This is a genomic window from Streptomyces olivochromogenes, assembly GCF_001514115.1.
Lineage (GTDB): Bacteria > Actinomycetota > Actinomycetes > Streptomycetales > Streptomycetaceae > Streptomyces > Streptomyces olivochromogenes.
In genome coordinates this window covers 21,736-44,672 of the sequence record NZ_KQ948469.1, presented here as the reverse complement: position 1 = coordinate 44,672, position 22,937 = coordinate 21,736, and the positions used below count along the sequence as shown (strand labels likewise).

The following is a 22,937-nucleotide window of genomic DNA, read 5'->3' as shown; positions in this document are numbered from 1 at the left end:
TTCTTGACACCTTCCGGGGGCGACGACGTAGGTTGAAGCGATCGCTCCCGGACGGGTGGAGGCCCCGATGCGCGTACGTGGCGCCGCACCACACGGTGCCGGCACGGGGACGCGGCTGATCATCAGGCGGCACGTCGACTACTGCCGCACCGCCTCCGCCGTCTGTCCTTCCGCACGCCCCTGACCCCGTCGGCCCGTCGGGCCGGCCGTCTCGTCGTGCCCTCGGAAGGAACCCCATGTCCGGCCCTGCCCTGCGGCTCGCCGTCGAACTCGACGGTGACGGCGCCCATCCCGCGGCCTGGCGCCGCGCCGCCCATTCCCCCGACCACCTGTTGACCCCGCGCCGCGTGGCCCGCGTCGCCGCCGCCGCGGAGAACGCCGGGTTCACCCTGCTCACCCTGGAGGACGGCGCACTCCCGCCCGGCGCCACGCCCGACGTGGTCGGCCGCATCGGCGCGGTGGAGCGGGCCGCGTTCCTCGCCACGTCGACGAGTGTCATCGGCATCGCGCCGGTCGTTCCGGTCACCTATGCCGAACCGTTCCACGTCTCCAGCCAGTTGGCGTCCCTGGACCACATCTCGATCGGGCGTGCCGGATGGGTGGTGAGCGAGGAGGTACGTCCTGAGGCGGCCCGTGCCTGGGACCGCCCCCTCGTCGACGGCGCCGCCGCCCGCGCCCGCGAGTCCCGCGACGGCATCGAGGTCGTCCGCGCCCTGTGGGACTCCTGGGAGGACGACGCGGTCATCCGCTCCGTGGCCACCAGCCGCTACCTCGACCGCGACCGGCTCCACTACGTCGACTTCACCGGCGACACCTACGCCGTGAAGGGCCCGGCGATCGTTCCTCGTCCGCCCCAGGGCCAGCTCGTCGTCCTCGGCCGGCCCGGCCTCGTGCCCGCCGAACAACTCGACGTCGCCCTCGTCGAGGGCCCCGACATCGCCTCGCTCACCGCGGCCGCGGCCGCCGCCGGAACACCGCGCACCTTCGCCGAGGTCGAGGTCGCCCTCGACACCGTGGACGCCACGGCCGACGAGCGCGTCGCCGACCTCGAGCGCCATGCGCCCTGGACCACCGGCGGACGGCTGCGCCACATCGGCTCAGCCGCCGGACTCGCCACCCTGCTGGAGCAGTTGAGAGGCGTCGTGGACGGCGTACGCCTGCACCCGCTGGTGCTGGACGAGGACCTGCCGGAGCTGTCCCGGCTCGTCCTGCCCCACCTCTTCGCGCGGCGGCACGCCGTCCGCCCGCTGCCCGGCGCGTCCCTACGCACCCACCTGGGCCTCGAACGGCCCGCCAACCGCTACGCCGCCGGTGCGGCGTTCGAGGCCCTTGAGGAGACCCGATGACCCGCACCGACCCCCTCGACGTACCCCGCCCGGACGCACAGCTCCACTTCGGCGTCTTCTTCCAGGGCGTCAACCACTGGACCGTCTGGTCCGACCCGGCCAGCGGCTCCCAGATCGACCCTGCCAACTTTCGGCGCGTCGCCCAGACCGCGGAACGGGGTCTGTTCGACGCGTTCTTCCTGGGGGAGGGGCTGCGGCTGCGCGAGGTCGACGGACAGATCCACGACCTCGACATCACCGGGCGGCCGGACGCCATCACCCAGCTCGCCGCACTGGCCGCCGTCACCGACCGGATCGGCCTGGTCAGCACCTCCAACACCACCTTCAACGAGCCTGCCGACCTCGCCCGCCGCCTGTCCGGACTCGACCTGCTCTCGGAGGGCCGCGCCGGCTGGAACGTGGTGACGACCGACAACGCCTGGACCGGCGCCAACTTCCGCCGCGGTGGCTACCTCGACCACGCCGACCGCTATCGGCGCGCCGAGGAGTTCCTCACCGTCGCCCGCGCGCTCTGGGACGGCTGGGAGAACGGGGCCGTATCCGGCTCCCCGGGCGCCCCCGCCTGGGCGGCACCCGGCGCCGTACGTCAAGTCCGGCACAGGGGGCCGCAGTTCGACGTCGACCTCGCGCCCACGCTGCCGCGCAGCGCCCAGGGACACCCCGTGATCTTCCAGGCCGGGGACTCGGGCGAGGGCCGGGACTTCGCCGCCCGCAACGCCGACGTCATCTTCTCGGCGCACGGCAACGACTTCGACGACGCGCTCGCCTTCGCCGACGACCTCCGGCGTCGCCTGCGGGCAGTCGGGCGGCCCGAGGACGACCTGCGCATCCTCCCGGGCACGGAGATCATCATCGGGGCCACGGAGGAGGAGGCCTTGGAGAAGAAGCGCTGGATCCGCCTCCAACAGGTCACTCCGGCCACCGCGTTGGGCATCGCGGGGCTCCTGTGGGGCCTGGACCTCTCCGATCGCGACGCCGACGGTCCGCTGCCCAAGGAGGACCCGGTCGTCGCCGAGAACGACGGTTCCTTCGGCGCCCGTCGTATCGCCGACCCGCGCAAGGTGGTCGCCGAGTGGCGGGAGAAGGCCGAGGCGCACCGGTGGTCGCTGCGCGAGACCGTCATCGCGCTCGGTCCCCAGCGCGGCCACGTGGGCACTCCGGCGGGGCTGGCGGACAAGTTCGCCCACTTCGTCCGGCAGGGCGCTCTCGACGGCTTCAACGTCACGCCGTACCTGATCCCCGACGGCCTCGACGACATCGTCGACCTGCTCGTCCCCGCACTGCAGGAACGCGGTGTGTACCGCACCGAGTACGCGGGTACGACGCTGCGCGAGCACCTGGGCCTGCGGGAGCCACTCACCCACCGCTCCACGACCGACCGGCGGCAGGCCGGCTGACCCGCTCCGCCTCGGCGGCGATGGTCCACCCCATCAGGACGAGACCCCTCGGGCGCCGCGAGCACGTCCTCGCGGCGCCCGACTCAGTCAGTCCTGTGCCCGCGCCGGTCCTGAGGCGTCGGCTGTCTCCCCCCGCACATCGCCCACCGATCCGGACTCGGCAAACACAGGCTCAGGGGCCGGTGTTGCGGTAGGTGATGCGGTAGGCGATGCGGTCGGTCCGGTCGCGGTCCGCGGCGTACGGCGCGAGAGCCCCACGCCGAGAAGGCACAGCGCACCCCCGGCGAGCGCCAGGCCCGACGGGAACTCTCCCAGCGTGGGCCAGGCCAGCACCACGGTGATGGCCGGCACGATGTACGTCACTGCTCCCAGGCGACCCGCGGGCATGTGCGCCAGAGCGTACGACCAGGTCCAGAAGGCCAGTGCCGTCGGAAGCAGTCCCAGGTACACCACTCCTGCCCAGCTCCCGGCCGACGCGTTGCCCAGATCCGTGACGAGCTGTCCCGCGAAGGGCAGGCAGGCGATGGCACCGATCGTGCTGGCGTAGGCGGTGACCTGCAATGGTGACGCGTGGGAGAGCGCGGGCTTCTGGAAGATCACGCCCACGGCGTGACCTGCCGCCGCTGCCAGGCAGAGCAGCACGCCGACCACAGCGGTGTCGCCGCCACCGCTGGAAGCCCCTGCCAGCGCCGCACCCACGAACGCCACCGCGAGGCCGACGAGCAGGGGACGCGGGAAGCCCTCGTGCAGCAGGAACCCGGCGAGCAGCGCGACCAGGAGCGGACCGGCGCCGACGAGGAGGGCCGCTGTCCCCGCCTCTGTGTGCCGCTCGCCCCAGTTCAGTGCCACCATGTACAGCCCGAACCAGAAGACGCCCATGCCGGCGATCCCGGGCCAGGCGGCGCGCGGTGGCAGCCCTTCGCGTCGGATCGTCACGACGGCGAGGAGCGCGAGAGCTCCGACGAGAAGGCGGCCCAGCGCCAGGGAGCCGGGGCGCACGCTTTCGCCGATGTGCCGGATCGCCACGAAGGCCGAGGCCCACAACACCATGGTGAGCAGTGCGGCGGCCAACGCGGTGACCGGGGTCTTCGCGGCGACGGGGGACGTCTCATGCTGTGCCATCGGGCAACTCCCTGTTCGCTCCGCGCAGGACGCGGCGGAGAATCTTTCCTGTGCTGTTGCGGGGCAGCGCGTCGATGAACTCGACGTCCTCGGGGACCTTGTACGAGGTCAGCTTCGCCCCGGTGGTCGAGCGGATCGTGGTCGCCAGCGTGGCGAGCCGGTCCACCCCGGGCTCGGCGACGACGTAGGCGCGCAGGCTCGTCACACCGTCGGCCCGCCGCACCGAGCAGACAGCGGCCTCACGTACCCCGGCGATCCCGGTGATCAGGTCCTCCACCTCCGTGGGGTGGACGTTGGCTCCGGCGACGATCTCGATGTCGTCCACGCGCCCGAGCAACCACACCAGACCCTTGTCGTCCACGCGTGCGGCGTCTCCGGTCGTGAACCACTCGTCGGGGCCCAGCCGGTGCGGCGGCAGGCTGCCCCGTGTCACACCGGGGCCGATGGTGGGGCCGGCGATCTGCAGTTGCCCGACCTCGCCGTCCGGGACGGGTTCGCCCGCGTCGTCGACCACCCGCGCCTGGTACGGAGGAAGGATGCGGCCGAGGCTGTACGGGTGTGTCTCGTGCGGACCGTTGGCCAGGACGGCGTGACCGATCTCGCTGGTGCCGCAGATGTTCAGCAGGCGTGGTCCGAGGACGCGGCGCAGCCTGTCCTCCAGGGGCCGGGGCAGCGTCTCGCCGGCCACGAGCGCCAGACGCAGTCGGCCCAGCAGGCCGACGGCCTCGGGGCGGGCGAGCAGCCGGGCGTAGAAGCTGGGCTGGGCGTAGAAGACGCTCACCCCGTGGCGTCGCAGGACCAGCGGAACGCTCGTCTCGTCCGCCCGCTGCGGGGTCAGTACGACCACGGCGCCGCGCTGCAGCGGAAGGAGGACCGAGTTGCCCAGCCCGTAGGCGAAGTACATCCGCGACACGGAATAGCAGACCTCGCCCTGGCGGAGCGCGAGGACACCGCCGATCGCCCGGTCGAAGTGGAGGGCGTCGCCGTGGTCGTGGAAGCACAGGCGAGGTGCCCCCGTGGTGCCGGACGTGAACACGGCGAAGGCGGGAGCGTCGGACGGCAGCGGCTCCGGGGCGCCGCCGGTGTCGACGTCGTCGTCCGCGGGGCCGTAGCTCTCCGTCAGTTCCCTCGGTGTCACGCTGCGGCCGCGGAACTCCTTTTGGAGCGACGCGTCGGAGACGACCAGTGAGGCCTCGGCGATCTCCTCGCTGGAGCGCAGTTCGTCGGCGTGGAAGAACGTGTTCACCGGCACGGCCACCGCGCCGATCCGCAGAACGGCCAGAAACGTCACCACGAAGGCGACGCTGTCGGGAAGCGCCAGCAGCACCCGGTCCTCGCGCCGAACACCCAGTCGTCGCAGGGCCCCCGCGGTCCGGCGCACCCGGTCGTACACCTCGCCGTAGGAGTAGCGGTGCGTTCCCTGGAGGTACGCGGTGCGGTCGAGCCAGCCTTTGTGCCGCGCGAGCTGTTCCAGTCGTACGGACAGGTTGCCGTCGGCCGGGACGGACTCGGTCGGACCGGACTTGGTCGGACCTGACTTGGTCGGACCGGACTCGGTCGGACCGGACTTGGTCGGCACGGCGGGTATGCCCGTGAGGATGTCCGTCACCTGCACACTCCCTCGATCTCCACCAGCAGGTCGGGCCGGCAGACCGCGACGTTGAAGTACGAGATGTCCGTGTCGGCGGGAAGCGTCGACTCGCAGATGTTCCGTACGACGGGCAGGTGCTCGGCGTCGCGGACGTAGACCTTGACCTGGTCGAGGTCCTTCACGTCGTACCCCGCACCCGCCACGCCGTGCCGCCGGAGGTTGTCGCCTCCGACGAGTGCCTCGATGTTGCGCAGTGTCTCCTCGGTCTGCTGCGCGACGTCGTCCACGTGCACCGTGTCGTCGCCCAGGATGCTGGCCGTGCCCGAGACGAAGAGGCTCCCCGTCTCCTGGCCCGGCGCGTCGACGTCCCTCAGGAACGTCGCCCGGGCGAAGCTCGGAGACTTCGGCCCGTATCTGGAGGGGTACTTGTAGGCGGGCGTCTGCCGGGGATTCTCCAGGTGTACGGCGCGACCCGGCTTCGCCGCGAGGAAGCAGACGTCGACGCCCGGGCTGAGCGTGCCGATCCCGGTGGCGGCCGACAGTTGGGGAAAGCGGTCGGCGAAGGCGGCGAACGCCTCCGCCCGGCCTATGCAGAAGTCGCGGTAGGTCTCCAGGCCGTCCGCGTTCGGGCTGGTGATTCCGCCGATGAGGTTCCACATGCGGACCAGGTCGGTGTAGCCGCGCTCCCAGGTGAAGCGCAGGGCGTTCTCGTACAGTTCGCGCACCGGTCGGCGGTACACGGGCTGAGGGCCGAGGCGCACCGCGTAGAAGAGGTGCTCGCCGTCCTCGGCGAAGACGGCGTCTCCGGAGACGCCGGCCCGTACGGGGAGGCCGGTGCGCCAGATCTCCTCGACCGGAGTGACCTGTTCGTTCGTCATGTGGGTGGTCAGCAGGGGAGTGGCGTCGACGAGAGCGGGCTCGGTGGGGGCGTCCGTGAAGCGGATCCGCCCCAGCACGTTGCCGTGCGGGGCCGTGGGCGCTTCCGACGGAGCGGCGACCGGAACCAGGTCGGACCAGAGGCCGTGCAGGCGGGCCTCGGGCTGACGGTTACTCATGAATCTCCTTGTCTCTGCCGGGGCCGTCCGGAGCGCGGTGGGTGCGGTCGGCCGGCATGCGCTGCCCAGGTGTTGCGGGAGCGTGAACAAAGCGCCCCGGGGTCGGATCCGAGGCCTGTCTCCGTTGAAGAATCACTGGCAGGCGCCCTCACCGGGCACCCGCCGACTTGCGTCAGGCACGATTACGAGGGGGAGACGAACCGTGAACATCGACGGCATAACGGATCTGCCGGACATCCCGCAGGCGGGCACCGCGGCCAGCGAGGTGTACACGCTCGCCTTACGCAGTGAGTACGTCGACATCCAGCGGTGTGTTGGAGATCTCGGCGTCTCCGAGGCGGAAGCCGCCGCGGCCATCGAGGATCTCGTCCGGTTGCGGCTCCTGCACCTGGTGCCCGGCTGCACCTACGCCTACGTTGCCGTCAGCCCGATGTCCGCCTCCCTGCAACTGCTGGCGGTGCAGGACGAGGCTCTTCGCCGACGTCAGAACGAGCTGGAGCGGTTGAGGCAGCAGATGCACAGCCTGCTGCCCCTGTATCGGGCCAATTTCGCGGGTGAGCCACAACACCCGCATGTACAACGCGTCGAGGACCCCCGAGCGGCCCGGGGGATCCTCACCACGATCACCGTCGAGGCGGAGCGAGAGATCCTGCTGTCCCTCCCGACCCAGGATCCGTGGGAGGAACTCGCGGACCTGGACCGCGGGGCGTGGCCGGGGTACGGGGGGACGCGTTCCGATCTCCTCCGGGTACTGCTGCCGGAGGCCGCCAGGTTCGACGTGCGGGTGCGGGAGCAGGCGGAGGCGCTGCTGCGCGACGGAGGACAGGTGCGCACGGCCGTCTCCCCTCCGGGGTGGCTGCTGGTCGTCGACGCCGAAGTCGCCGTGGTACCCGTCGGGGAGGGGCAGGGGCTCAGCCTCGTACGCGAGGAGTCCGTGGTCGCAGCGCTGTGGCGCACGCTCAGCGGCGCGTGGGACGAGGCACGGCCCTTCGACGGCAGCTACGACCACGACAGCGCGCGCTCCACCTCCGCCCTGATCGACGAGGCCATTCTGCGCCTGCTGCTGAACGGCCTCGAAGACAAGGTGATCGCCCGGCGGCTGGACATCTCTCTGCGCACCTGCCAGCGGCGCATCGCGGATCTCATGGACGGCCTGGGAGTCAGGACCCGCCTCCAGGCCGGCTACGTGCTCGGGCAACGTGTGCGAACGGGCGAGCGGAGGGCGGCCTAGGGCGGGGTGAGTGGCCGGACAGCCGCAGTTGGGCTCATGCCCGAGCCCAGCTGGAGAGGGTTCCGCCGATCAGGCTCGGTCCCGCTCAAGGGGCGTCTTCTGCCCGGCCTCGATGGCCACCGGCAGTCGGTTCTCCACCGGGGGCAGCGGGCAGGTGGCCAGGTCGGTGTAGGCGCACGGCAGGTTCGTCGCGCGATTGAAATCGAGGACGACCGTGCCGTCGGCGGCCGGCGGGTCGAGCGACAGGGCCCGGTTGGCGGCGTAGGTGGTCACCCCGGAGGTGGCGTCGGTGAAGAGCACCAGCAGTCGCCCCGGGCCGTGTCCGGGGAACGCGGTCAGGGCCAGGGGGCGTCCGTCCAGTTCGAACTCGACCCGGCCCGGGGCGTCGTACACGTGCTCCAGACCCTCGACCGCGGCGCCCACGGTCGTCGGACGCGGCTCGTCGAACGCGCGGTAACGACCCGTCACCACCCAGCGGGGATCCGGGGCGTAGGCGGGTGTACCGGCGAAGGCGGTGCGCAACGGTGCGTCCGGGTGCCGGGGCCGGACGATGTCGTGCCCGCCACGCTTAGCCACCTCGATCACGGCGTCGCCCCACACCGCGTCGACGCCACCACGCTCGGGCAGCACTCCGAAGCGGTGTTCGCCCCGCACCGGCGTTCCCTCCACGATGAGTTCCTCGCCGTCGTCGAGGACGACGGTGACCCCGGCGGCGTCGGTCCGCCAGGCGCCCGGTGCGTCAGGGAATCGCTGCGGCCGGTCGTCGAGCCAGTGCAGGCCGGTGAGCGCCAGGAATCCGTGCGGCGCGGCGAGCCGTTCCTCCTGCCCGCGGTACCACTCCAGCCAGTCCTGGGTGAAGGCCTGAAGGTCCGTTGTAGGGAGCTGAACGGTCATGGGCACTCCTTCGTCTCGCGAGGCTCGGCCTCGGAATGGTGTGAGGGTCTTCGGCTGAGGCGTGGCTGCCTGCTGTCTGCTGTCTGTTCTCTGTTGTCTGCTCTCGGTGGTCGCGGAGGGCGGGTGGTCGGGTTGACGACCGGGCGCGGCCGTCACACGGTCAACCAGCCAGTTCTCCGAGGAGCGTCCAGGTGCGCCGCCGGTCCGCTTCCCCCGCGATCTCGGTGCCCGAGAACACCACCTCTGTCGCCCCGGCGTCCCGATAGCGCCGTACTTCGGCCGCGACCGTCTTCTCATCGCCGATCACCGCCACGTCGGAGGCCCGTCGGCCGCCGGAGAGTTCGATGACCCGCGCGTAGGACGGGATCTGCTCGTAGAACGCGAGCTGTTCGGTGACCTTCGCCCGTACGGCGTCGACTTCGTCCGTGACCACGCCGGACACCAGGGCCACGATCCGGGGCGCGGGCCGACCCGCGGCCTCCGCCGCCGCGGTGAGGGCCGGAACGATGTGCTCGCTCAGGGCGCGCGGGCCCGCCAGATAGGGGAGGATGCCGTCCGCCAGTTCACCGGCGGCCCGCAGAGCCTGCGGGCCCATCGCGGCGACCAGCAGAGGAACACCGCCCTCGGCCCCCCGGTACGCGCGCGGAGATCGGCGTGACGGCGGTGAGCAACTCGCCGTGGAAGTCGGCCTCACCGCTCTGCGTCAACTGCCGCAGAGCGGTGAGGAACTCACGCAGACGGGCGATGGGCCGTTCGAAGGGGATACCGAAGCCGCCCTCGGTCAGGAGCTTGGTGCCGAGGGCCAGCCCGAGGTGGTAGCGGCCGTGAGTTGCAGCCTGGGCGGTCTGCGCCTGGCTGGAGACCAGCAGCGGATGGCGGCCGAAGACGGGGATCGCGGAGGTGCCCACGTGGAGCCCCGGCACCTCGCGCCCGACGATCGCCGCGAGCTGTGGTGAATCCGCGCCGAAGGTCTGTCCGAACCAGGCCGACCGCAGGCCGGAGGCCGCGGCCTCGTGTGCAAGCTGTACGGCGGTGTCGACCTGGTTTTCCGCCTTGGACGCGTTGAGCGCCACTCCTACAGTCATGCCAGTGCCAACCCCGACCGCCCGACCAGGCATTCCGGTCCGCGTGTGACAGCTTCTTGTCAGGTATGTGTACAGGGCCGCCCGTCGTTGCGCCTTCATGAAATGAGTCCGTCAGGCCTTGGAGAGACCGCCGCACAGCTGCATACAGTTGCATACACCTCGTGCCGCGGCATCGGCCCCCGCCTCCCTCCTACGCTTCGGAGACGCACCCACCATGGAAGAAATCACCTACGAAGACCCGACGGTCGCCGAAGGCATAGCGGCGATCCGTGCCGGCTCTCCGTTCGTCTACGGCCTCACCAACTACGTCGCCGCCAACCTCAGCGCCAACGTACTGCTGGCCGTCGGCGCGGGCCCCGCCATCGGTGCCGCGGCCGACTTCCCGACGGTCTTCCCGGCCGGCGCCGGCGCCGTGTGGATCAACACGGCCGCGCTCATCAGCAACCCGGCAGAACCGGTGTCCACGGCCGCCCGCGCGGCCCATGCGGCGGGTACCCGCTGGGTGCTGGACCCGGTGGCGGTGGGAGCGGGAGCCACCGAGTACGACGCGTTCGTCGCCTCCCTCCTGGAGTACAGCCCCACCGTCATCCGCGGGAACGCCAGCGAACTGACCGCCCTCGCGGGCGGCGACAGCACGGGCAAGGGTGTGGAGACCACCCTCTCCTCCGAGGACGCTGTCGGCGCCGCCGAGGACCTGGCCCGGCGTACCGGTGCCGTCGTCGCCGTCAGCGGCCCCACCGACTACCTCACCGACGGCACCCGCACGGTGGCCGTGCCTGGCGGAGACGTCCGGCTGACGCAGGTGACCGGCGCCGGATGCAGCCTCGGGGCGCTGATCGCCGGGGCGCTCGCCGTCGTGCCCGACGCGCTGACCGCCACCGCGGTCGCGCACGCCGCGTACGCCGTCGCCGCCGAACGTGCCGGCGCCCGGACCACCGGTACGGGTTCCTTCGCCGTCGCCCTGCTCGACGAGCTGTCCCTGCTCGCCGCCTGAGCGGACCACCGCACCATCCCTCCGGGAGCACCTCTTGACGACCGACGACCCGCACACCGACCCCCGGCTGCACCTGGCGGCATTCCTCAACGCGGGACCCCAGGGAACCGTCGGCTGGCGTCATCCCGACGCCGGTGACGGTTTCCTCACGGCTGCCCACTACACCCGCATCGCCCGCGTCCTGGAGGGCGCCGGCTTCGACATGGCGTTCGTCCCCGACTCACTGGCCGTGCCCCGCAGCCTCGGAGACTCCTTCGATCCCGCCGTCACCTGGGGTACGGGCACCCCGCGTCTGGACCCGATCCCGGTCATCACCCTGATGGCCGCCGCGACGGAGCACCTCGGAGTCGCCGCCACCGTGTCCACCGGGTATCAGGAGCCGTTCCACGTCGCCCGCGGCATGGCCACCCTGGACCACCTCGTCGGCGGCCGGGCCGGCTGGAACGTGGTCACCAGCTTCCAGGACGCCGAGGCCCAGAACTTCGGCCAGGACAGGCTGCCCGACCGGCAGACCCGCTACGACCGCGCGGAGGAGTTCCTCGAGGTCACCGCCCGACTCTGGGACAGCTGGGCCGACGACGCGATCGTCGCCGACAAGGAGAGCGGCGTCTTCGGCCGGCCCGACCGGGTGCGTGCCGTGGAGCACCGGGGCGAACGATTCGCCGTACGCGGCCCGTTGAGCGTTCCCCGGCCGCCCCAGGGCTACCCGGTGATCATCCAGGCGGGTGCCTCCCCGGCCGGCCGGGACTTCGCGGCCCGCTGGGCGGACGTGATCTTCTGCAGCCACGAGTCGCTGGAGTCCGCCGTCGCCTTTTACACCGATGTCAAGTCCCGTGCCGCCGCGCACGGCCGGGACCCCGATCAGCTCAAGGTGCTCCCGGCCGCGACGACCGTCGTGGGCACGGACCTGAAGGACGCACTCGCCAAACACGAGGCCTTCACCGAACTCGTCCACCCGGAGGCCGGCTTGTCGCGGCTGGCCTACCACGTCAACGTGGACCTCACCCGCTACGACCTCGACGGCCCGCTGCCCTCTCTGGAGGAGGTCGGTGTGGAGGGCCACTACCGCGAGGTGGTCGAGTTCGCCGAGCGAGAGAAGCTCAGCGTGCGCGAGATCGGCCGCTGGTACGGCGCCCGCACCGAGGGCAACATGATCGGCTCGGCCGCGGACATCGCCGACACCATGGAACAGTGGCTCGACGCAGGCGCGGCCGACGGTTTCATGATCCAGGCCACCCATGTGCCGGCGGCCTTCGAGGAGTTCGCCGACCACGTCGTGCCCGAGCTGCGCCGCCGCGGCCTGGTGCGCACCGCCTACACCGGCGGCACCCTGCGCGACAACCTCGGACTCACCCGTCCCGCCCGGGGTGAATGGCGACACCGCGCCCGACCGGCAGCGGGAGGCCGTCCTTGACCGCCCCCGCCACTCCCGCCCCCGCCGCCTCCGCTCTCGTCGACGCGGCGTGGCTGCGCAGGAACCTGGAAGACGTCGTACTCCTCGACGCCAGTGTGGACCGGCGGACCGAGCCGGACGGGACCACTGTCTTCGTCCACGGTCTCGCCCTGCACACGGAACGCCGCATCCCGGGCGCCCACTTCGCCGACCTCGTGGAAGGCTTCTCCGACCCCTCGGCCCCTTTCCCCTTCACCTGCCCGTCCCCTGACCGCATCGCCGCCTACGCGCGAGAGCTGGGCATCCGCCGGGACTCCACGATCGTCGTCTACGACCGCCTCACGGGAGCGTGGGCCGCCCGTCTGTGGTGGGTGCTGCGGTCGGCGGGCATCACGCGTGTGCGGGTCCTCGACGGTGGGCTCACCGCGTGGGAGGCGGCCGGATTCCCGGTCACCGAAGGGCGTGAGGGATCACCGCCGGCGGGCGACGTCGTCGCGGGCCCGGCCCGCGAGCACTTCACGGACCTGGCCCGGATGAAGCGGGTCGCCGACGGCCGCGACGCCACCCCGGCCGTCTGCGCCTTGCGCCGCACGGAGTATGCGGGCGATCCTGGCCGCCCCCGTTCCGGACACATCCCCCGGACCACGAACCTGCCCTACGCCGACCTGCTCGGCCCTCATCACACGATCGACCCCGTACGCACCGTCCGTCTGGCGCAGGAGCACGGACTGCGGCAGGGAGCCGGTACGGTGCTCTACTGCGGTGGGGCGATCAACGCGGCCGGGCTGGCACTCGCCCTGCACGAGATCGGCATCGACGACGTCGTCCTCTACGACGGCTCCCTCAGCGAGTGGCGAGCCCACCCCGACCTGCCGTTGGTGACCGGCCCCGAGGGAGACGTCGGCCGAGACACACCGCCCACCCATCGGGCATGATCGGTCCCGGCCCGAGGGCCTACGACGAGGAAGCGGATGAAGAGCACACGGGACACGATCTACGACGAACTCAGGCAACGGCTGACCTCCGGGTACTACCCGCCGGACGCCTCGCTCGTACCGCTCGCGCTGAGTGAGGAGTTCGAGGTCTCCCGTACCCCGGTGCGCGAGGCCCTGGCCCTGCTCGAGCGGGACGGGCTGCTGGTCCCCACGCGGCGCGGGTTCACGCTGCGCCTGCGGTCGGACGAGGAGATGCTCGAACTGTTCGAGATTCAGGCGGTGTTGGACGCCACGGCCGCCGCGTCGGCGGCGCTGCGCCGCGGCCCGGTCGACCTGGCCCGGCTGGACGCCCTGCTCGACCACGCCCAGTCCTTGGAGGATCCCGCGCAGATTCGACGGAGCCTGAACGACTGGCACGAAACCGTACGCCATGCGGCCCACAACGGGACCGTCGTCGCCTTCCTGCAGACCCTTGACGCGCAGGTGAAGACGAGCGCGCCCTGGCGCACGCCCGAGGTCGCCGACACGTTCACCGCCGCCTTCGCCGAACACCGCGCCGTCACCGAGGCGATCCGGGCCCAGGACGCCGAGGCGGCCCGGATCGCCATGCTCCAGCACCACGGACACGACCGGGACCGGCGCATACGGCAACGCGTGCGCGTGGACGGGACAACGGCGTCCACGACGGCACCTGTCGGCCCCGGAAGACGTGACAGCGCCGGGAACGCTCCGCCGTGATCCCGTGCGCCGGGAGAACATCGTCGCGGCCGGCGTGACGAAGGCCCAGGAGTATCCGGCCACAGGAGCACAGCCCTCACAGCCCATACGGCACTAGGGACGACGTGTCCGCAGCCGTACTCGATCGAGGAGCCGGAGCCCGTCGCCGGTGGTGAACCACCGGGTGTGGTCCACCAGATACCGGTACGCCAGATCGGCGTTGGCCCGCGATCCGGTGACGCCGTGGAAGTAGCCCAGCTCGGACAGGGCGAACTCCGCGTGCACGAGCGGCAGCAGCTCGGGCAGGGCGGCCGACTCGGCGGGGCTCAGGGGGCGTATCGAGGTGTACCCGTCGAGGAGCGCGTCCACGTCGTCCGGGCGGACGGGGCGGGACGGGTCGAGCCACTGGACGGTGTTGCGCTCGATGGCGGTCGCGAGGTCGTGGACGGCGGTCGTGCGGTCGCTGAGGCCGAAGTCGAGGACGGTCGAGACGGTGCCGGTCGCCGGGTCCCACAGTAGGTTCGAGGCGTGCCAGTCGTTGTGCGTCCACAGCGGTTCAAGGCGGCCGAGGTGGGGCAGCAGACGCCGGTGGAAGGGAAGATGGACCGCGCGCAGGTCCTCCCGCCAGGGACGGTCCGCCAACGCCGCCACCAGTGCCGGCCGCTCGGCCACATACGCCTCCAGCGCGGCCTCGGGGTCGACCGCCGCGAAGATGCTGAAGGAAGAGACGAGGGGCTGCGGGCGCCGACGCGGGGCGCCGAACCCCTCCGCCGCCAGGTGGAGTTGGGCCAGTGCGGCACCGGCGGCCCGGGCATGGGCCACGGACGCGAACGGCGACCACGACAGCGCGTCCCGGTAGAGATCCGTTCCGGTTCCGGCCGTATGTACCTCGTACACCCACTCCCCGTGCGCCTCGGCCCCCAGCACCTCCACGACCGGCGCACCCCGCTCTCGCAGATACCGCAGGAAGGCGTGCTCCTCGGCCAGACCCTCCAAGGTGCGTACGTCGCTGTGGTGCCGCTTCACGAAGAGCCGCCGCCCGCCCCGCTCGACCAGGGCGGCCGCCGACAGCGGGCGCGGGCTGCGCCAGAGCACACGCACGGGACCGAGGACGGCCTCGACCTCTGCCTCGGTGAGCGGCGGCCAGTCGGGGGCCACCGGTTCCGTACCCATGCCGTGGGCCAGGAGCGCGCTCATCCGGCCGTCACCTCGTTCACCCGGCTCACCCGGCCGCTCAGGGAGTCCAGCAGTCGCCGCTCGGTCGCCGCGAACTCCGGCTCGGAGAGGGCGTCGAGACCGCGCGGGCCGGAACGCGGCACCTCGATGCGCTCCACGACCGTGGCCGGGCGGGGCGACAGGACATGCACGGTGTCGGCGAGCAGGACGGCCTCACGAATGTCGTGCGTGACCAGGACGACGGTCCAGCGGTAGCGCTGCCACATGTCGGCCAGCCACAGCTGCATCTCGGTGCGGGTGAGCGAGTCGAGCGCGCCGAACGGCTCGTCGAGCAGCAGCACGGGCCGCTCCAGAACGACGGTGCGCAGCAGGGCCGCGCGCTGCCGCATGCCGCCGCTGAGCTCGAAGGGATACGAGGACTGGAAGCCGTCGAGTCCGAAAGCCTCGAAGAGTTCCCCGGCCCTGCGCCGCGCCTCCTTCTTCCGCACTCCCTGGGCCTCAAGCCCCAGCGCCGTGTTGTCGAGCACCGTGCGCCACGGGAACAGCAGATCCTTCTGGGGCATGTAGGCGACCTTGCCCGAGGCCACGGACGCAGGGGCACCCTGGACCAGGATCTCGCCCGAAGTAGGCCTGTCCAGACCGGAGATCAGGTTGAACAGTGTGCTCTTGCCGCTGCCGCTCGGACCGATCACGGCCGCGAACTCACCCGGCTCCACGCTGAGGTTCAGGTCGCGCAGCACTGCCAGCGACCCGAACGCCTTTGTCACGCCCCGCACTTCGAGACTCATGACCGGCCCTCCTTCACCAGCGCCCGCTCCCACGGCAGAACGAGTCGTTGCAGCAGACAGGTCGCCCCGAACAGGGCGATGCTCAGCGCGGCGGTCACCGCGACCGCCGCGAACACCAGGTCCGTGCGGAACGCGCTCTTCTGCGCCTGCATATAGATCCCGAGGCCCTTCTCGGCGCCCGCGTACTCCGCGAAGACCGCGCCCACCACCGCGTACGTGATGCTCACCCGCAGCCCGGTGAAGAAGTGGGGCAGCGCGCTCGGCACCCGGACCAGCCGGAAGGCGCGCACCCGGCCCGTGCCCAGGGAGCGCAGCAGCCGCATAGCGTCGCGGTCGGTGGCCGCGAAGCCCGCCGCCAGGGTCGCCGCGAGCGGGAAGAACGTCGTCAGGGTCACCACCAGCATCTTCGGCAGCAGGCCGAAGCCGAACCAGATGATCAGCAGCGGTGCGACGGCCACGATCGGGATGGTCTGCGAAGCCACCAGGAGCGGATACAGCCCCCGGCGGGCCGCAGCCGAGAAGTCCAGCACCACGGCCACCAGCCAGGCGGCGGTGAAGGACAGCGCGAAGCCGAGCAGGGTCTCCTGGAGGGTGGGCAGCGTCTGGTCCCACAGGTCGCCACGGTTCGCCCAGCCCTGCGACAGGACGCGGCCGGGGCTGGGCAGCACCGTCGGGTCGACGCCGGCGGCCGTCACGTACGCCTGCCAGCCGGTCACGAGCACGGCGAGGACGAGCAGCGGCGGCCAGACCGCCCGCAGGGCCGTCCTCACTTGGTGTCCGGGAGGTAGGCGTCGGTGAAGAACGTCGAGGCGTCCGGCGCCTTGGTGAGCTTCTTGCCGTTCTTGTCCACCAGCAGGCCGGACCTGAACTCGAAGTCGGCGAAGTCCTGCCAGCGCTTCGCCGTCTGGGTGCCGAGCGTGCCGTCGGCGGCGCGGTAGTACTCCTTGGCGAGCAACGCCTCGCTCTTCTTGACCAGTTCCGAGTTGGTGAGCGTGCTCTTGTTGGCCGCGATGAGGAGATCGGCGGCCTGATCGGGGTGGTCGGCGGCGTACGCGTACCCCTTGTCGACCACGGCCAGGAACTTCTTGGCGACCTCGGGGTTCTGCTTCAGGTACTGCCCGGAGGACGCGATGAGGGTCGAGTAGATGGCCGGGAAGCCGTAGTCGGCGAGCTGGAAGTCCTTGAGAGGCTTGCCCGTGAGTTTCGCCTCCAGGCCCTCCCAGGTGGGCATGGGCATCGCGAAGTCCGCCTTGCCCGCGTAAAGGGCCGCGTAGGCCGAGGTGTTGAGCGTGATCTGCTTGAACGTGCCCTTCCCGCCGTCCTCCTGGATGACCTTCTGGAGCAGGGCCTTCTCATACGGGGCGCCGAAGCCCGCGTACGTCTTGCCGTCCAGGTCCTTGGGGGACTTGACGTCGTCGCGGTCGGCGCGCACGGAGACCGTGACGTTCGTCTTCTGTGTGACGGCGTACACGGAGGTGATGTCCTGGCCCGCGGCGCGCGCGGTGGTGACGCCCTCCTGGTACGAGATCCCGAAGTCCGCCTTGTGGCCGGCGATCAGCGTCTCGGGCGCGGTCGTGCCGTACGGCACGATCTTCAGGTCGATTCCGGCGGCCTTGAACCAGCCCTTCTGCTGGGCCACGTAGATGCCGGTGTGGTTGGTGTTGGGTGTCCAGTCCAGGGCGAGGGTGACCTGGGTGGTGCCGTTCTTGGCGGCGGCGGACGTGGAGTCCTGCGCGGCACAGCCCGTCGCGGCGAGGACGGCGGCGGTGGTCACGGCGAACAGGGCGGTCGTACGGGATCTCATGGGGTTTCCTCGGATGGGCGCGCTGGTGCTGGGGGCGTGGGAGTCCTCTTCACGCCCGACACAGCGCGCTGTCGACCCGCATGAGGTCGATGGCCATGCGTCTCGTCAGTTCCCTTGCCTGGCAGGTCATTCGGCGCCTGCCGGGGTGGTGGCCAGCAGGTCGTTCGTGTACGACGACCGCCAGTCGCGGGCGTGCGGAACGGCCTTGTGCCGCGCGAGCCAGTCGGCGTAGGGGCCCATGCGGGTCTCGTCGATGACCCCCCAGTTCCCGTTCGCGTCGGTCCAGGTCGGGGCGACCAGACTGAGGGAACGGGCGATCAGGGGGCGCGAGAAGTAGGGGATCACGCGTTCCAGCAGGGCGCGGGCGCCTACCTGGTCGGCCGCCGCGGAGGCGTAGCCACGGGCGGTGGCGGCCAGGAAGGCGCGTATCAGGTCGGGGCGGGCGTCGGCGAGGCTCTCGCTCGTACCGAGGAGGTAGCTGTGGTAGCGGGGGGCGCCGATCTCGTCGACCGGCCAGGTCAGGCGCTGCTCTTCGGGAAGGTCGCCGCGCAGGGCGTCCCAGGACCAGTAGGTGCCGAAGGTGGCGTCCGCCTCGCCGGCCGCTATGTCGTCCACGGTCAGCTCGCGGTAGCCCGCGTCGACGGTGATCACGGCGTCCGGATCGCCGCCGTCGGCCGCGACCAGGTGCCGGACCATGGCGCGTCCGCGCGGGGTGGGGTTGTAGGCGAGGCGGCGTCCGGCCAGGTCGCGGGGGCGGGTGATGCCGGTGGGGCGGGCGGTCTGGATCGCCTCCAGGGCGCGGTGGTTGACGGCTGCCACGGCGAGCAACGGCCGGCCGGGGGCGGCGCGGCGGGCGAGCAGCCGGTTGGGCGGGAAGAGGCCGAAGTCGACCTCGCCCCGGGCCAGGTACTCCAGAGTGTCGCCGCGTCCCGGATCCTGGACGGTGAGTTCCACGTCCAGACCCGCTTCGCGGTACCAGCCGCGCTCCCGGGCCACGTACAAACCGGCGGAATTCGGCCAGGGGTGGAAGTAGTCGAGCATGACTCGGACGTGCGACATGGGCAGACGGCTCCGTGGACGGCAGACGGCAGACGGCAGAATGCGGACGGCACTCAGGCGTGCGGGCCCGTGGCCTGGCTGCCTGGTGCGAAAAGCAAGGAGAAGGGGGAGGGGAGACCGGGCGGGTCAACAACAGGAGCGGGCCGCCGCGGCGGACGCCGGGGGACACTGCTGCTCGACTGCTGAAGACATGCGGTACTCCTACGCGGGCACTGTGGCTCAAGTGATGCGGTCGGCGTTCCCATGGGGACCGGGTCGACAGTTGTCGACACCGCTCCCAGACGCCCTCTCAGCCCAACCGGGTAGGGGCTCCCGCGTAGATGGCCGAAACCATAACCCCGAGCAGTCGATGTTGTACAAACGAGTTCCACGATGTGGGACGAGCTTGCCCAGCCAACGAGAACTCGCAGATCAGGCTCACCCTTAACGGGCACCGCGGGGTTAGCATCCCCGCCATGACCGACCCTCTGCGCCCCGATCCCGTGCTTTCCGACCCCGTGCTCTCCGACGCCCTGCTTCCCGGACCGCTGGTCGACGACGTGTGGCTCTCCGCCCGCCTCGGCGACCCCCGGCTGGTCGTCCTCGATGCCACCGCGCTGCTGCCGTCGCCCCGCCACGACGGCGACCACCGGTCCGGCACCGGTCGCGCCGAGTGGGCCGAGCGCCACATCCCCGGCTCTCGCCACGCGGACCTCACGGGCGAACTGTCGGACCAGGGGGCGCCGTACCATTTCGCGGTCCCGGCACCGGAGGCGCTGGCCGCCGCCCTGCAACGGCTCGGTGTCCGCGACGGTTCGGAGGTCGTCGCCTACGACAGCGGCGGTGGCATCTGGGCGGCCCGGCTGTGGTGGATGCTGCGGTCGATCTCCGTGCCGGTGGCGGTACTGGACGGTGGATGGCAGGCATGGGAGACGGGCGGACATCCGATCGCCCGTGGAGACGAGACGGGTAGCGACGAGACAGGTAGCGACGAGACGGGTGGTGGCGAGGCGAGTGCCACTCCGGCCATCGGCCCCCTCACCCCCGTACCCCGTCCTGGCATGTGGACCGGAATTGAGACGGTGGGGGCCGTCAGCCGCGGCGAGCGTCCCGGCACGCTGGTGTGTGCGCTGCCGCCCGGCGGCTTCGACGGCTCCGCCTTCACCCGTTACAGCCGACGCGGCCACATCCCCGGCAGTCTCAGCCTGCCTGGGCGCGGCCTTCTCGACGGCACGGGCCGGTTTCTGCCTGCCGCCGAACTCGCCGAACGCGTGGGTGCGGTCCTCAAGGGCGAGGAGTCACCGGTGATCCTCTACTGCGGCGGCGGCATCTCGGCCGCCGGCACCGCGCTCGCCCTCACGCTGCTGGGCCGTCAGGACATCACCCTGTACGACGGTTCGCTGGAGGAATGGTCCCAGGATCCGTCCAGGCCGCTCACGACGGGCACCTGAGTCCCGGGCTCACGAGCACCTCTCCGGTCGGGCGGCTAGCCGACGAGTTCACGGACGAGCGCGGCGACCTGCCCCGTCTCGATCAGGAATCCGTCGTGGCCGTAGGGGGATTCGATCAGACGGAGGCGGTCCGCGGCAGGGATCGCGGCGGCCAGCTCCGCCTGCTGGGACGGCGGGTAGAGGCGGTCGGAGTCGACTCCGGCGACTAGGGTCCTCGCGGTCACCCGGCGCAGGGCGGTGCGCGTGTCTCCGCGGTCACGGCCGATGTCGTGGCTGTTCATGGCCTGCGCCAGCGTCACGTAGCTGCCCGCGTCGAAACGGCGCACCAACTTGGCGGCGTGGTGGTCGAGGTACGACTCGACCTGATAGCGGCCGCCGTTCCACGGGTCCTCCGTGCCCTGGGGCGTCCGGCCGAAGCGGACCGCCAGTTCCGGCTCGCTGCGGTAGGTGACGTGGGCCAGGCGACGGGCCAGGCCGAGTCCCGTGTGCGGTCCGCGGCCGGGGCCGGCGTCGTGGTAGTCGCCGCCGCGCCAGTGCGGGTCGGCGCGGATGGCGTGGAGCTGGATGTTCGCCCAGGCGATCTGCTCGGCGCTCGCCGCCGCGGTGGTGGCGAGCAGCAGGAGCGCGTCCGTGCGTTCCGGATACGTCACTGCCCACTCCAGGGCGCGCATCCCGCCCATGGAGCCGCCGATCACCAACGCCCAGCGCTCGATGCCCAGTTCGTCCGCCAGGCCGGCCTCCACGGCGACCTGGTCGCGCTGGGTCAGGAACGGGAAGTCCCCGCCCCAGCGCCGCCCGTCGGGGCGGAGCGAGGACGGCCCGGTGCTGCCCTGGCAGCCGCCGAGCACGTTCGGCGCGACGACGAACCACCGGTCCGTGTCCAGGGCCTGCCCGGCGCCGATGAGGGCGTCCCACCAGCCGGGGGTGGGGTGACCGGGTTCGGCGGATCCGGCGGCATGGCTGTCGCCGGTCAGCGCGTGCAGTACCAGTACGGCGTTGGAGCGGTCCGGTGCGAGCCGGCCCCAGGTCTCGAACGCCAGCCGTACGCCGGGCAGTTCACCGCCCGCCTCCAGCGCAAGCGGCTTCTCCCGGGTATGCCACTGGCGGCGCCCGGGCGGGTCCCCCTCCCACCAGGCCCCGGAGGCCGGCGGAAGGGGGACCGCGGACGGCGTCGGTACGCTGTTCAGGACGCGCCCTTGGCCGCGCGGAACCCGGCCTCCAGGTCGGCCTTGAGGTCGGCGAGGTTCTCGATCCCGACCGACAGGCGTACCAGTCCGGGTGAGGTGCCGGTCGCCGCCAACTGCGCCTCGTCCAGCTGGCTGTGGGTGGTGGACGCCGGGTGGATGATGAGGCTGCGTACGTCCCCGATGTTGGCGAGGTGACTGAAGAGTTCGACCGCGTCCACGAATCGCTTTCCGGCCTCGACCCCGTCCCGCAGTTCGAAGGCCAGCACCGCCCCGGCGCCGCGCGGAAGATAGCGTTGCCCCGCCGCGTACCACCGGTTGGATTCGAGTCCCGGATAGTGGACGGCGGCGACCTCGTCGCGCTGCTCCAGCCACTCGGCCAGGGCCTGGGCGTTGGCGGAGTGCCGCTCGATGCGCAGACTGAGCGTCTCGACGCCCTGCAGGAGCAGGAAGGCGGAGTGCGGCGAGATGGCCGGACCGATGTCGCGCAACAACTGCACCCGCAGCTTGATCGCGAAGGCGCCCGGGCCGAGCGCGGGCCAGTACCGCAGCCCGTGGTAGCTGGGATCCGGTTCGCTGAAGTCGGGGAAGCGGTCGGCGTGCGCGCCGAAGTCGAAGGTGCCGCCGTCGACCACGACGCCGGCGATGGTGGTGCCATGGCCGCCGAGGAACTTCGTCGCGGAGTGGACGACGATGTCGGCACCGTGCTCGATGGGCCGCAGCAGAAACGGGGTCGGCACGGTGTTGTCCACGATCAGCGGAACGCCCGCCTTGTGCGCGACGTCAGCCACCGCTCGTACGTCGAGTACGTTGCCGCGCGGATTGCCGAGTGTCTCGGCGAACAGGGCCTTCGTGTTCGGCCGGATCGCGGCCCGCCACGCCTCGAGGTCGTCCGGGTCGTCGACGAACGACACCTCGATGCCGAACTTGGGAAGGGTGTGGCGGAAGAGGTTGTACGTGCCGCCGTACAGGGAGGTGCTGGACACGAGGTGGTCGCCGGCGGATGCCAGCGTCAGGATGGCGAGCGTTTCGGCGGCCTGACCGGAGGCGAGTGCCACCGCGGCCACTCCGCCCTCCAGTGCGGCGACGCGCTGCTCGAAGACGTCCTGGGTGGGGTTGTGGATGCGCGTGTAGATGTTGCCGGGCTCGGCCAGCGCGAACAGGTCGGCGGCGTGCTGGGTGTCGCGGAACACGAACGAGCTGGTCTGGTAGATCGGCACCGCCCGTGCCCCGGTCGTCGGGTCCGGCGCGGCACCGGCATGGATCTGCTTGGTCTCGAACGACCAGGCCGAGGTGTCGGGGCCGACGGGCTCGTCCTCGGGGGTGTGACCTGCGGTGACGGAGTCGATGGGCTGGCTCATGCTTCTCCCTTGTGCGGCGTGCGACGTACGAAGGCGCGCGGGGTTGGTGAAGGCACCGCAGGGCTGTGCGCCGCGCCCGGGCAGGGGCAGCGGGCAGCACGGTGCGGAGAGGGGGAGTGATCAGGTGCCGGAGCGGGGCGTCAGCTCTCGGCGGAACAACCCGTGGTGGTGACACGCACGTAGTCGACGTGGCGGCGAGTCACGAGCACGGTCATGCAGCCAGGTAACCACAGATGGTCATGAAGCACCAGCGTGACGTGGGGAGTTGACGGGCGACCGTGCGCCCTCACCCGCCGGGACACATGGCGGGTGCACCCGCACGCGTGTGCTCTGATCCGGCCTGAAGCCATCGGACAGACACGCATGATTCCTGCT

General features: G+C 71.4%; 19 protein-coding genes and 1 pseudogene. 8 read left to right on the top strand and 12 right to left on the bottom strand.

What is annotated here, in order from left to right; genetic code table 11:
• Window positions 1-236: 236 nt before the first annotated feature.
• Complete coding sequence (locus tag AQJ27_RS38125) at window positions 237-1,346, top strand: LLM class flavin-dependent oxidoreductase (RefSeq protein ID WP_067379253.1); 1,110 nt, start codon at window positions 237-239, stop codon at window positions 1,344-1,346.
• Window positions 1,343-2,743: an NtaA/DmoA family FMN-dependent monooxygenase gene (locus AQJ27_RS38120; protein ID WP_067379250.1), complete on the top strand. Its 1,401-nt coding sequence runs from the start codon at window positions 1,343-1,345 to the stop codon at window positions 2,741-2,743. The genes AQJ27_RS38125 and AQJ27_RS38120 overlap by 4 nt, the downstream gene beginning before the upstream one ends.
• 87 nt (window positions 2,744-2,830) lie before the next feature.
• On the opposite strand, the gene AQJ27_RS38115 is transcribed toward AQJ27_RS38120, so the two are convergent.
• From AQJ27_RS38115 to AQJ27_RS38105, 3 genes are read right to left on the bottom strand one after another with little or no spacing between them, the layout of a single operon-like run.
• Window positions 2,831-3,865: a DMT family transporter gene (locus tag AQJ27_RS38115; protein ID WP_079065549.1), complete on the bottom strand. Its 1,035-nt coding sequence runs from the start codon at window positions 3,863-3,865 to the stop codon at window positions 2,831-2,833.
• A complete protein-coding gene (locus tag AQJ27_RS38110) occupies window positions 3,852-5,474 on the bottom strand; it encodes an AMP-binding protein (RefSeq protein ID WP_235613738.1) in 1,623 nt (540 codons plus the stop codon). The genes AQJ27_RS38115 and AQJ27_RS38110 overlap by 14 nt, the downstream gene beginning before the upstream one ends.
• On the bottom strand, window positions 5,471-6,511 hold the full coding sequence (locus tag AQJ27_RS38105; protein ID WP_067379246.1) for an FkbO/Hyg5 family chorismatase: 1,041 nt from the start codon (window positions 6,509-6,511) through the stop codon (window positions 5,471-5,473). The genes AQJ27_RS38110 and AQJ27_RS38105 overlap by 4 nt, the downstream gene beginning before the upstream one ends.
• 202 nt (window positions 6,512-6,713) lie before the next feature.
• Here AQJ27_RS38105 and AQJ27_RS38100 point away from each other — a divergent pair, with 202 nt between their 5' ends.
• Window positions 6,714-7,742 carry a helix-turn-helix domain-containing protein gene (locus tag AQJ27_RS38100; protein WP_201264411.1) on the top strand — a complete coding sequence of 343 codons (1,029 nt, stop codon included), beginning with the start codon at window positions 6,714-6,716 and terminating at the stop codon, window positions 7,740-7,742.
• Window positions 7,743-7,811: 69 nt separating this feature from the next.
• Here AQJ27_RS38100 and AQJ27_RS38095 read toward each other — a convergent pair whose 3' ends face one another.
• Window positions 7,812-8,636, bottom strand: a complete 825-nt coding sequence (locus tag AQJ27_RS38095) for a DUF1684 domain-containing protein (protein WP_067379242.1) — start codon at window positions 8,634-8,636, stop codon at window positions 7,812-7,814.
• A 160-nt stretch (window positions 8,637-8,796) separates the two neighbouring features.
• Window positions 8,797-9,721, bottom strand: a pseudogene (locus AQJ27_RS38090) (LLM class F420-dependent oxidoreductase).
• Between the two features lie 214 nt (window positions 9,722-9,935).
• On the opposite strand from AQJ27_RS38090, the gene thiM reads away from it, so the two are divergent.
• From thiM to AQJ27_RS38070, 4 genes are read left to right on the top strand one after another with little or no spacing between them, the layout of a single operon-like run.
• The gene (thiM, locus tag AQJ27_RS38085; protein WP_067379237.1) at window positions 9,936-10,715 is read left to right on the top strand and encodes a hydroxyethylthiazole kinase; all 780 of its coding nucleotides are present in this window, start codon (window positions 9,936-9,938) and stop codon (window positions 10,713-10,715) included.
• A 34-nt stretch (window positions 10,716-10,749) separates the two neighbouring features.
• Window positions 10,750-12,129, top strand: a complete 1,380-nt coding sequence (locus AQJ27_RS38080; RefSeq protein WP_067379233.1) for an LLM class flavin-dependent oxidoreductase — start codon at window positions 10,750-10,752, stop codon at window positions 12,127-12,129.
• Window positions 12,126-13,043, top strand: coding sequence for a sulfurtransferase (locus AQJ27_RS38075; RefSeq protein WP_067379230.1), 918 nt, complete (start codon window positions 12,126-12,128; stop codon window positions 13,041-13,043). Before AQJ27_RS38080 ends, AQJ27_RS38075 begins: the two co-directional genes overlap by 4 nt.
• A gap of 36 nt (window positions 13,044-13,079) precedes the next feature.
• A complete protein-coding gene (locus tag AQJ27_RS38070; protein ID WP_067379227.1) occupies window positions 13,080-13,781 on the top strand; it encodes a GntR family transcriptional regulator in 702 nt (233 codons plus the stop codon).
• Between the two features lie 93 nt (window positions 13,782-13,874).
• On the opposite strand, the gene AQJ27_RS38065 is transcribed toward AQJ27_RS38070, so the two are convergent.
• The 5 genes from AQJ27_RS38065 to AQJ27_RS38045 all read right to left on the bottom strand — a co-directional run bounded on the left by AQJ27_RS38065 (window position 13,875) and on the right by AQJ27_RS38045 (window position 18,587).
• Entirely contained in the window at window positions 13,875-14,957 is a 1,083-nt protein-coding gene (locus tag AQJ27_RS38065) for a phosphotransferase enzyme family protein (protein ID WP_067379224.1), read from the bottom strand.
• Window positions 14,954-15,724 carry an ABC transporter ATP-binding protein gene (locus tag AQJ27_RS38060; RefSeq protein ID WP_067379221.1) on the bottom strand — a complete coding sequence of 257 codons (771 nt, stop codon included), beginning with the start codon at window positions 15,722-15,724 and terminating at the stop codon, window positions 14,954-14,956. The genes AQJ27_RS38065 and AQJ27_RS38060 overlap by 4 nt, the downstream gene beginning before the upstream one ends.
• Window positions 15,721-16,494, bottom strand: a complete 774-nt coding sequence (locus tag AQJ27_RS38055) for an ABC transporter permease (protein ID WP_067379218.1) — start codon at window positions 16,492-16,494, stop codon at window positions 15,721-15,723. The genes AQJ27_RS38060 and AQJ27_RS38055 overlap by 4 nt, the downstream gene beginning before the upstream one ends.
• Window positions 16,491-17,528 (bottom strand): ABC transporter substrate-binding protein, encoded by a 1,038-nt coding sequence (locus AQJ27_RS38050; protein WP_067379215.1) that lies wholly within the window; start codon window positions 17,526-17,528, stop codon window positions 16,491-16,493. Before AQJ27_RS38050 ends, AQJ27_RS38055 begins: the two co-directional genes overlap by 4 nt.
• 126 nt (window positions 17,529-17,654) lie before the next feature.
• On the bottom strand, window positions 17,655-18,587 hold the full coding sequence (locus tag AQJ27_RS38045) for an ABC transporter substrate-binding protein (protein ID WP_067379210.1): 933 nt from the start codon (window positions 18,585-18,587) through the stop codon (window positions 17,655-17,657).
• Window positions 18,588-19,042: 455 nt separating this feature from the next.
• On the opposite strand from AQJ27_RS38045, the gene AQJ27_RS38040 reads away from it, so the two are divergent.
• Window positions 19,043-20,017, top strand: a complete 975-nt coding sequence (locus tag AQJ27_RS38040) for a sulfurtransferase (RefSeq protein WP_067379208.1) — start codon at window positions 19,043-19,045, stop codon at window positions 20,015-20,017.
• Between the two features lie 35 nt (window positions 20,018-20,052).
• On the opposite strand, the gene metX is transcribed toward AQJ27_RS38040, so the two are convergent.
• Window positions 20,053-21,204: a homoserine O-acetyltransferase MetX gene (gene metX / locus AQJ27_RS38035; RefSeq protein WP_079065562.1), complete on the bottom strand. Its 1,152-nt coding sequence runs from the start codon at window positions 21,202-21,204 to the stop codon at window positions 20,053-20,055.
• The gene (locus AQJ27_RS38030; protein ID WP_079065547.1) at window positions 21,201-22,562 is read right to left on the bottom strand and encodes a bifunctional o-acetylhomoserine/o-acetylserine sulfhydrylase; all 1,362 of its coding nucleotides are present in this window, start codon (window positions 22,560-22,562) and stop codon (window positions 21,201-21,203) included. The genes metX and AQJ27_RS38030 overlap by 4 nt, the downstream gene beginning before the upstream one ends.
• Between the last annotated feature and the right edge of the window lie 375 nt (window positions 22,563-22,937).